The organism is Kiritimatiellia bacterium, from assembly GCA_028715905.1.
In the GTDB taxonomy this organism is placed as follows: domain Bacteria; phylum Verrucomicrobiota; class Kiritimatiellia; order JAAZAB01; family JAAZAB01; genus JAQUQV01.
On sequence record JAQUQV010000125.1, the window covers coordinates 1 to 3,054 of the forward strand.

Genomic DNA, 3,054 nt, shown 5'->3' on the forward strand with positions numbered 1-3,054 from the left:
TCCCGTCCGCAGAATTAAGCGCGCGTTTTTAATGTTAAATTAAGAGGAAAAACAATGAAGTTATTCGGAAAAGATGAACCGGTTATCCGGCGGCGTTGCGTTCACCTTGATTTAAAGGGCCTGCCGCAGTGAACTTAAACGGCTCGGGGAAAAGCGTGTTTTTGACGCGGTCGCCAAAGCTCTCCTGAAATTCAGCCACGGACGGAATACGGGCTGGGCATATGTCAGAAATTTGCGGGTTTTGCTGGCCGCCTCGGCCCAGGAGAGCCGCCGCGTCCCGTCGCTCATGACCTTGCGCTATCTCAAGCACATGAAAGAGGCGGTTGCGCGCGCGGACTCCGCCGCAACGGATCTACGCAAGGCTTTGCGCGGATTGGTGGACCCGGTTTGGGTGGAACGTTATATCGGTGAACGCATGCCTCCTTTGCGGGAAGAATTAAAGTTGCTGGACGCCGCATTGCGGCGGCTTGCCCCGCAGTTGTATGGTTATGTCTTCAAGAAGCGCTGACCGCTGTTTTTTTCTTTGACATTTTTGCGGAATCATGCGATTTACAAAAGAGAAAAGCGATTGCACGGAAACCGGCGATGAAAAAATCTATTCCGCTCATAATGCTTGCCCTGGCAACGGCGTCTTTCGGGGACGGGCTGCGTCTGACGGAGGCGGACAACGGGCGCACCAATCAGGTCAATGTTGGCGGGGCAATTGAAATAATTCTGCCGGGCAATCCAACCGCGGGCTATTCATGGGAATTGGATTCCTTCGGCACAAATGTTCTGCAGCCGGCCGGCGTCGGGGAATATTTGCGGTCCGCGCAACCCGGTTCAATCCCCAGGGTGGGGGCGGGTGGGCGTTTCGTTTTCCGTTTCAAAACGGTCGGAACGGGCAGGGGGGATATTAAAATGATTTACCGGCGGTCATGGGAAACGACTGCCGCCGACAGGGCTTATTCGGTTGTGATTGAGGTGAAATGAACTCAAACGAGTTGTGCGAGGGGATGAGATATAGTTTTGGAATGGACTCAAATGAAAGCCATAACCTTTCCTGAAAAACCGCTCAAGGTTGCTGTTGTGCAGAACAATGCCGGCAACAGCATTAAATGCAATCTGGATCGGCTTGGGGAACTCATTGCCCGGATAAGAGTATGCGATCTGATCGCCCTCCCGGAAGTCTTTGCCCTGCGCGGGGCCGACCGGGATTACCGCGCGCATGCTCAGTCGTTAAGGGGAAACCTCGTTCAATGGCTGGGCGGGATCGCGCAAAGCCGGCGCTGCTGGATAATGGCCGGCAGTATCATGGAAAAGGCGGGGGATAAAATTTATAACACATTGCTCTTATTGAATCGCCGGGGAAAAATCGCCGCCAGATACAGGAAAATCCATCTCTTTGAGGCGCATCTTGGCAATGGCCGGTCGGTGCGGGAAAGCGATGTTTATTCCGCCGGCAAGCGGCCGGTGATGGCAGACATTGAAGGATGGCAATGCGGATTGAGCATTTGTTACGACCTGCGTTTCCCGGAATTGTTCCGGCATTACGCAGCGGCCGGCGCGCATCTCTTTTTTGTGCCGGCCAATTTTACCCGGAAAACCGGCCGGGACCACTGGGAAACCCTGCTGCGGGCGCGCGCCATAGAAAACCAGGTTTTTGTTGTTGCGCCGGACCAGTGCGGCAAGAATCAGGCAACCGGCCTTGCCAGTTACGGCAACAGCATGATCGTCGGCCCCTGGGGTGAAATTGTCTGCCGGGCCGGAGAAAAGGAAACCGTATTAACCGCCGTGCTTGATCCGGAAAATTTGCGGCAGACGCGCCGGCGCGTCCCAGTTCTCTGCCACCGGCGGCTGTTTTGACCGGTAAAAATTACGCCGTTGAAAAGTCCCGACTGCCGGATGGGAATTTAAGAGCCCCGGGGTGTTTTTGCGGCGGTGCGCAGGGCTTTGAAAAAAATCTGCAGCATTGTTTTGCATTCCTCCTCCAGCAGGCCGCCCTGGACTTCCGCCGACTTGATGAGGCCGGCGTTCTGCGGATCGCAGGCCCCGAAGACCACTTTCGGGATGCGCGCCAGGGCAATGGCGCCGGCGCACATAGGGCATGGTTCTTTGGTGACGTAAAGAACGCAGCCGGTCAGACGCCAGTCGCCGATTGCCGCCGCCGCCTGGGTTATGACGATCATTTCGGCATGCGCGGTGGGATCCTTGAGCAGTTCGGTCTGGTTGTGCCCGCGGCCGATGACCGTTTTGCCGCGGGTAATCACCGCGCCGACCGGCACGTCGCCGGAGGCTTCCGCTTCCGCCGCCTCGCGCAGGGCCAGGCGCATGAAGTAAATGTCTTCTTGACTATTAACCGCGTTCGGCATATTTTATTTATTCAGCAAGTCAATAAAACAAAATCATAATGCCAACGCGCAGTCAAGGCAAGCACAAGGTTGGATCGTTATGGCGGACGGCAAGCAGGCTTCATTAAAAAGTTCCTACGACTTGGCCATGGAACGGCTGGCCGCGTGCGCCGGCCGGGTCAAGCCGCTTTCGGCCGGGCAGAAAGCGGCCATTGCCGAAGTTGAGCGGAAATGCATGGCAAAAATCGCGGAATTGGAAATCATGCTGAAAACACAGCTCGCCCGCGCCGGCGATGACGCGGAAAAAAATGAACAGCTGCAAAACAGCCGCCAGGCTGAGACCGCAAAGATACGCGCCGCGGCGGAAGAGGAAAAGGAAAGCATCCGCAATCCTGAATCATAAACCGGCTATAAGGGGAAAAAATGAACATCGGATGGACCGAAATACTTGTAATTTTGCTGATTATCCTTTTATTGTTTGGCGCGAAACGCCTGCCGGACCTGGCGCGTTCTTTGGGCAAAAGCCTGCGCGAGTTCAAGAAGGGGCGGGACGAATCGGGCCGGGATGAAGGCGCGCCCGGGCCAAAGAAAGACAATGATCAAACCGGGGGCGGTTGAAAGTTCTGCGCTGTCTGCCAGCCGCAAAAAAAAGTGTAATGCCAAAAGCAAAACCATCCGGGCAGGGCTCCTCCGCGCTGTTGGCCGTTTTCGGTTCGGCCGGTTT

General features: G+C 55.7%; 6 protein-coding genes. 5 read left to right on the forward strand and 1 reads right to left on the reverse strand.

Annotated elements, in window-relative coordinates; all coding sequences use genetic code 11:
• Positions 1 to 232: 232 nt before the first annotated feature.
• The 3 genes from PHP98_12065 (at position 233) to PHP98_12075 (ending at position 1,845) form a co-directional block, all read left to right on the forward strand.
• Positions 233 to 508 carry a hypothetical protein gene (locus PHP98_12065; protein ID MDD5484363.1) on the forward strand — a complete coding sequence of 92 codons (276 nt, stop codon included), beginning with the start codon at positions 233 to 235 and terminating at the stop codon, positions 506 to 508.
• A 77-nt stretch (positions 509 to 585) separates the two neighbouring features.
• Entirely contained in the window at positions 586 to 972 is a 387-nt protein-coding gene (locus PHP98_12070) for a protease inhibitor I42 family protein (GenBank protein MDD5484364.1), read from the forward strand.
• A gap of 51 nt (positions 973 to 1,023) precedes the next feature.
• Positions 1,024 to 1,845 (forward strand): carbon-nitrogen hydrolase family protein, encoded by an 822-nt coding sequence (locus tag PHP98_12075; GenBank protein ID MDD5484365.1) that lies wholly within the window; start codon positions 1,024 to 1,026, stop codon positions 1,843 to 1,845.
• A gap of 47 nt (positions 1,846 to 1,892) precedes the next feature.
• Here PHP98_12075 and PHP98_12080 read toward each other — a convergent pair whose 3' ends face one another.
• On the reverse strand, positions 1,893 to 2,351 hold the full coding sequence (locus tag PHP98_12080; GenBank protein ID MDD5484366.1) for a nucleoside deaminase: 459 nt from the start codon (positions 2,349 to 2,351) through the stop codon (positions 1,893 to 1,895).
• A gap of 79 nt (positions 2,352 to 2,430) precedes the next feature.
• On the opposite strand from PHP98_12080, the gene PHP98_12085 reads away from it, so the two are divergent.
• The gene (locus tag PHP98_12085; protein MDD5484367.1) at positions 2,431 to 2,733 is read left to right on the forward strand and encodes a hypothetical protein; all 303 of its coding nucleotides are present in this window, start codon (positions 2,431 to 2,433) and stop codon (positions 2,731 to 2,733) included.
• 20 nt (positions 2,734 to 2,753) lie between these two features.
• Positions 2,754 to 2,948, forward strand: coding sequence for a twin-arginine translocase TatA/TatE family subunit (tatA, locus tag PHP98_12090; protein ID MDD5484368.1), 195 nt, complete (start codon positions 2,754 to 2,756; stop codon positions 2,946 to 2,948).
• The last annotated feature ends 106 nt before the right edge of the window (positions 2,949 to 3,054 follow it).